The organism is Campylobacter sp. Cr9, assembly GCF_020138295.1.
GTDB lineage: Bacteria > Campylobacterota > Campylobacteria > Campylobacterales > Campylobacteraceae > Campylobacter_E.
The window spans coordinates 1-2032 of record NZ_JACGBH010000032.1 but is presented as its reverse complement, the minus strand read 5'-3'; the positions used below and the strand labels follow the sequence as shown (position 1 = coordinate 2032).

General features: G+C 28.5%; 2 protein-coding genes. One reads left to right on the top strand and one right to left on the bottom strand.

Translation table 11 applies throughout. The annotated features are described in order from the left end of the window. Nucleotides 1-632 precede the first annotated feature (632 nt). Nucleotides 633-890, top strand: coding sequence for a CRISPR-associated endonuclease Cas2 (gene cas2 / locus AVANS14531_RS09080; RefSeq protein WP_336612154.1), 258 nt, complete (start codon nt 633-635; stop codon nt 888-890). Here the strand turns inward: cas2 and cas1 are convergent. Beyond that, nucleotides 887-1867, bottom strand: coding sequence for a CRISPR-associated endonuclease Cas1 (gene cas1, locus AVANS14531_RS09075; protein ID WP_336612153.1), 981 nt, complete (start codon nt 1865-1867; stop codon nt 887-889). The two genes, cas2 and cas1, sit on opposite strands and share 4 nt — an antisense overlap. Nucleotides 1868-2032: the final 165 nt, after the last annotated feature.

The following is a 2032-nucleotide window of genomic DNA, read 5'->3' as shown; positions in this document are numbered from 1 at the left end:
AAGTATTTTTTAAGTTCTAAAATCCCTATAAAATAGGCATTTTAAACCTTATCTAAAGCTTAAAATTCGAAAATTCAAAGCTAAATTCATAAAATCAAGCAAATTTTATAACTCTTAAGCTAATTTTAAGCCAAAAATGGGGTAAATGCTAAGCCTAAAAATAAGCCTTACAGCATTCAATTTCCTATTTTAAATTCCTTTGATTTTGATGTTTAAATTTATTGAAATAAATGCAATCTCTATTTATTTAATTTTTAAATATTTTAATCAACCTAGCTAAAACACTAAGCTACTAATTTAAAATCAAAAACGGACAAAAATACGGACAAAATAAAATGATAAAAGTTATTATTTTTCTTAAATGTCCTAAATAACGAGTTTTTATCAATTTAATATAAATAAAAAAATTAAATTCCTATTTTATTTCCTTTTAGGATTTTAAAATTTTTTAATTGTATTTAGAACTAAAATGTCTATATCCTAGTATTTAATATGAAATATAGTCATTAAACCAAGTAGCTAACGACTTTAAAAAATATATGATTAAAAGAATTTAAATATGTATTTTAAATCTTTCGTAGTCATAAATAAAGCGACCAAATATTATTAAAATCACCCCAAAAAGGAGTGAAATGCTATATCTAATCTGCTACGACATCACAGCTAATAAAACTCGCAAAATCATTCATGATACCTTGCTTTGCTACGGCGAGAAGATAAATCTAAGTGTATTTGAGCTAAGTATAAAAGAAAACAAAATGCAAAAACTCATAAAAGACTTTAGCGCCCTAATAAATCCTAAAACCGACACCATAAAAATCTATCCCCTAAAATCCTTGCACCTTGCAAAAACCCTTGGCAAAGAACTATCAAGCGAGTATTATATCTAGCAAATCTTAGGGTAAAATCCCTTATAATCAGTGTTTTTAGTGATTGCTAGTTTTAGCCTTTTTATTTGCTTTTGCATTATCTCATCTATACTTAGCTTTTTATCTTCATAGATAAATTTATCTTGCAATCTTTCGCTAAACATCTTGCTAAGCTTTGCTTTTGGCTTATCGCTTAATTTGTCACTATCTTTTACGCTTGGATTGTGCGAAAACCATCCAAATACCACCATATCCACCACCCACACACGAAATTCTTCTATGAAATCATAAACTAAGCTATGGTTTTTGTCATTATTAGTATGAAATATCCCAACATAAGGGCTTAGAGCATTGTCTATCATAAGCTTTTGGATTTTGCTATAAAGTATGCTATAAAGGTAGTTTAGGCTCATATTTATCACATCTTTAGCACTTTTTTTATGCCGTTTAGTGAAATTGTATTTGCTAAATCTATCCACCATCACATCAAAATACCACAACGCCACCCCACCTTCATAGGCTAATAGCTCTTGAATGCTTTTTGCTGATTTTATTTTGTTTAGGTTTGCTGAAATATTTGCTATGTTTGTTTTATAAGTTTTGTGATATTTGTTTATTCTTTTTATATAATTACGCTGATTTTTACACTTTGTAAGAATTATTTGCTTTGCTAGATTTAGCCTTGTTTCATCGCTTAATTTTGCTTGAGAGATTAAAGTTTTGCTTGAACTCTCGCTTTTATAAAGACTTATGCTCTCTTGCTTTTGGTTTATAAAAGTTACGGGGATTTTATAATCATTTGCTAAGAATATTACATCGGATTTTAGACTTATCGTGGTGTTTATGATGATGGCTTTTAGCTTGTTTGGGTGGATTTTGCTTATGGTGCTTTTGCTATCTTTTACGCTTATAAACTCGCCATCTTTTATAAGACTTAGCCCTGCTTTGCTTATATGTAGGACTTGGTTTTTTATTTGGTATTTTGATGATTTGCTCATTTTTGCTCCTTTGTTTAGCATTTACCCTATTTTTGGCTTAAAATTAGCTTAATAGTTAGAAAATTTGCTTGATTTTATGAATTTAGCTTTGCATTTTCGAATTTTAAGCTTTTGCTAAGGTTTAAAATGTCTATTTATAGGGATTTTAGAACTTAAATAAGCCTT

Bases quoted from the DNA above. Each gene is read 5' to 3' on its own strand.
- cas2 (WP_336612154.1), top strand. From the start codon at position 633: ATGCTATATCTAATCTGCTACGACATCACAGCTAATAAAACTCGCAAA.
- cas1 (WP_336612153.1), bottom strand. From the start codon at position 1,867: ATGAGCAAATCATCAAAATACCAAATAAAAAACCAAGTCCTACATATA.